Annotated in this window: 7 protein-coding genes; all 7 read right to left on the reverse strand. The window is 37.9% G+C overall.

The genetic code is table 11. The features are described 5' to 3' along the window. The coding region (locus AC1DP6_RS36275; RefSeq protein ID WP_477059277.1) for a hypothetical protein at window positions 1-225 on the reverse strand (225 nt) is incomplete at its 3' end. Window positions 226-458: 233 nt separating this feature from the next. Continuing rightward, entirely contained in the window at window positions 459-719 is a 261-nt protein-coding gene (locus AC1DP6_RS36280; protein WP_477059278.1) for a hypothetical protein, read from the reverse strand. Window positions 720-751: 32 nt separating this feature from the next. Continuing rightward, complete coding sequence (locus AC1DP6_RS36285; protein ID WP_477059279.1) at window positions 752-991, reverse strand: hypothetical protein; 240 nt, start codon at window positions 989-991, stop codon at window positions 752-754. A gap of 75 nt (window positions 992-1,066) precedes the next feature. Then, window positions 1,067-1,741, reverse strand: coding sequence for a hypothetical protein (locus tag AC1DP6_RS36290; RefSeq protein WP_477059280.1), 675 nt, complete (start codon window positions 1,739-1,741; stop codon window positions 1,067-1,069). 102 nt (window positions 1,742-1,843) lie between these two features. Then, window positions 1,844-2,185 (reverse strand): hypothetical protein, encoded by a 342-nt coding sequence (locus AC1DP6_RS36295; RefSeq protein WP_477059281.1) that lies wholly within the window; start codon window positions 2,183-2,185, stop codon window positions 1,844-1,846. A gap of 34 nt (window positions 2,186-2,219) precedes the next feature. Beyond that, window positions 2,220-2,453: a hypothetical protein gene (locus AC1DP6_RS36300; protein ID WP_477059282.1), complete on the reverse strand. Its 234-nt coding sequence runs from the start codon at window positions 2,451-2,453 to the stop codon at window positions 2,220-2,222. Between the two features lie 39 nt (window positions 2,454-2,492). After that, window positions 2,493-3,026, reverse strand: a complete 534-nt coding sequence (locus AC1DP6_RS36305; RefSeq protein WP_477059283.1) for a hypothetical protein — start codon at window positions 3,024-3,026, stop codon at window positions 2,493-2,495. Window positions 3,027-3,183: the final 157 nt, after the last annotated feature.

Consider the following 3,183-nt stretch of genomic DNA (forward strand, 5'->3'; position numbering starts at 1 on the left):
AGTTAACTTTCCCATAGTAATTATTTTAATAATTAATGATGGAACATTCGCCGGGCGGCAAGGGTCGCAAATGTGCACTTCGTTGCCGTTGTAAATGCGTGGAAGATGCCGCTGCCCTTCTGATGTAGCTGGTGCAGGATATTCCCCTGCCTTAATTGGTACTGCTTTAAGAAACGGCTTCGTTGATGCACTTTCCGACCATCCGCCCGAACTTTGTGCAGACATGAATTATACCCAGCTAAATCAAGGCCCTACTACTGGGTATCGCTGCATTTGAAACAAATAAAGAACGTTTACTGATAATAATAGAAATCCGCTACCGGGCTAACGGTAACGGATAGGTTCTTCCTCCTATAAAGAGACGCATGAAAAACCGTATCGAAAATAAAGACTCCCAAACAATGTTAATAAACCGCATATTGATCCAATAATTGAATAACACTTAATTAACGTTTCTGTTATAATTTTAGCCAATCCGTTGTTGTAAAAATATATTCGATTTGATATACTATCTGTGGTGGAAGCCCCATAACGCCCAACTGATCTTCATTTGTAAAAATGATTTTGTGGTCGGGATATTTGTCTATCTCCGACTTCAAAGGTAGCAGCGCTTCATAAAGACATTTTTTAATTCCAATGTTTAGTTGATTAGTGACAGTCACTTCGTGAACTTTGTCAGGGGCGGTTGGATCGGGGCGCTTTTGCACAACAATATTCATATTACATAATTTTAGCTAGTTAAGCCACCTTTTTATGCAAAATAACTTTCGATTCCCATAGCTATGCTATGGAAAAGATCCATAGAAGCTTTACTGATAGGAATAATTGATCCCGACTCATTAGAAGCAAAAACTACAACATTCTCATCAATCTGAACTCTATAAAACATTCTCTCCCCGGATCCATCAGGCAACACGATATAATCACGTCCTTCAACAGATATTAGAAATGATGTAGAAGTCATACTGAGAACGCTATTAATGGTAGCCATAGTGAACGTTTTTTGAAATTATAACATTGGTAGTGTCAATCAGCCTTAATATATTAAGGCTGATTGACACTACCACTACAAATTAAAATGCCTTTTATATAATTCTGGTTTTTCCAATATGTCCGGATGCCTTTTTACCTCCTCCCTACATAATATTCTATCTACATACAGAAAGTAGGGAATGGCATCATTTGACGCCATTGCTGCTTGCATTTCTCCATGCGCCAGAAAGAAATCACTCGCTGGTACACTCTTAACCTCGGATATAGTGGGGCTATCAAAGTTGGCCATTACAAAGTTAACGCGGGGTTGGTCATTAAAGATCTTCTTCTTTTGCGCGTGGCTATAAGCGTTCCTAAACTTTTCCCTGAACTCATGTAACTTCTTTTTTTCGTCACGAGTAATAATATCAGCAGTTCTGGCCCTGTTAATCGTAACACTAAGTTCTAGGTTATCAAACTTATCAACAGCTCTCCCGTAAATGTCAAGTTTCTCAGGGCTATCCAATTTCGCGAAACCACAATCCTTAAAAATTAGGCTGTCTTTCAATAATAATTCCAGCAAATGATTGGTCAAGGTAATACTTGCCTGAAAACATTTAAATGTAATGCACTTACAAATTTCATCCCTTAATGAATCATACTTACCATGCAGCACAATCAGATAGGAATCTCTTATTTCCCTATAGGCTTCCCACGAAGCGATACTGAAATTAGCCTGTATTTCCTTTTGTAAGGTGTCTTTATCCATTTATTACTCTTTTTTGATACTTCGGGGCTCAGCGAATGAATGTTGACTTTTGCGAGCTATATTAATGTAACGTTTTTTGAAATTAATTTACTGGAACGTTGGTTAAAAGAACCCGATCATAGTAATATTTCGGCCTTCCGTATCATCATCCCTTTCGGAAGTAAAGCCAGAATTACCAACGGTGTTTTTCAACACCTCAAATAATTGAAGCTGATCGGGGGTGATATTTTCGATACAGACCCATATGCTTTCCCATCCGTCTTGTTTACGGCCTTCACCAAATAATTTATTCACAGGCCAATCAATCTTCTTTAAACCGCTCGTACTCGCCACTTCATAGTTCTCTTTCTCAAAGGATTCAGTGAAAGATATACCGTGCAGATCAGGGACAACCTGTCTTAAAACATCAATCGCATTCACAACTTCGGAGTAAGGTAATGCCATATTATTGAACGTTTTTTGAAAAATGTGTTGGTTATTAATTTAGCCCATCTCTCCTTTTCAATCGTACTTTACTAAGCAAATATGCACCAGCGATGGCAGAAAGGCCTAAAAATAGGCCGCTTCTTGATATCCAAAGCAGGGTCACATCTTCATCATACTTCGGATGAACCATATCGTTGAATTGAAGGAAAAACATTCCTGCTGCCCATATGGGTACCGATACCAATAGTATACCCAAACCAGCCTTGATAAGTTCCAATATCTTCATATGTGAAAAGTGAACGTTTTTTGATACTTAAACTGGCAATTATCTATGCAGCTGAAATTCTTCTATTACTTGCTGGTTATCCATTTGAATCGCAAATAATCTTCTTGCGGTCAAGGGGGTATCAATATCGTATTTAAAACCCACTCCCCTATTCATATCGTTTAATTTTTTCAAATGTAGTTTAGTGGAATATTTGTTGCAAATACTCTGCGGAGCGCCCCTCAGTATGATAATTTTAGCTTTCCTTCCGGAACTCGAAAGTTCGGGCTTTATCCTACAGTCTATTACGCGAATATTTGGTAAAAAGCTGTATTCATCAAAAGAATCAGTTTTATCCTGTTGATGGTTGTTGATTTCCTTAAAAGTGTTTTGATAGTATGCAGAGGCCCCCGGATTTAGAAAATATTCCCATCCTTCAACTTCAGCGTTGTGCGTAAACCCTTTATCAGTATCCCAAAATAAATCTATGCCACCCTCTGAATGTGCTGGGCCTATAATTAACCCCCCATTCGATCCATCAACAGCCAGTCCGATCTTTAGAAAATGTTCTACCTGTGCGTTTGATAAAAACATATTGAACGTTTTTTGATAAAATAAAGTGAATAGCTGAATAATCAGCTATTCACTTTAAAAATTATAATCGACTTTTCGAATGCTTATTGCCAAATACCAGATTTAGGCCGTCTTTCTCAGCAATTACTATCTTAATTCCGTCAGAAATTAATGATAG

The sequence above is a fragment of the Chitinophaga sp. 01L420 genome, assembly GCF_056399985.1.

What these genes read in the sequence shown, in the direction of transcription:
- AC1DP6_RS36300 (WP_477059282.1), bottom strand. Translation starts at nt 2,453, where the DNA reads ATGAAGATATTGGAACTTATCAAGGCTGGTTTGGGTATACTATTGGTA.
- AC1DP6_RS36305 (WP_477059283.1), bottom strand. Translation starts at nt 3,026, where the DNA reads ATGTTTTTATCAAACGCACAGGTAGAACATTTTCTAAAGATCGGACTG.
- AC1DP6_RS36280 (WP_477059278.1), bottom strand. Translation starts at nt 719, where the DNA reads ATGAATATTGTTGTGCAAAAGCGCCCCGATCCAACCGCCCCTGACAAA.
- AC1DP6_RS36295 (WP_477059281.1), bottom strand. Translation starts at nt 2,185, where the DNA reads ATGGCATTACCTTACTCCGAAGTTGTGAATGCGATTGATGTTTTAAGA.
- AC1DP6_RS36285 (WP_477059279.1), bottom strand. Translation starts at nt 991, where the DNA reads ATGGCTACCATTAATAGCGTTCTCAGTATGACTTCTACATCATTTCTA.
- AC1DP6_RS36290 (WP_477059280.1), bottom strand. Translation starts at nt 1,741, where the DNA reads ATGGATAAAGACACCTTACAAAAGGAAATACAGGCTAATTTCAGTATC.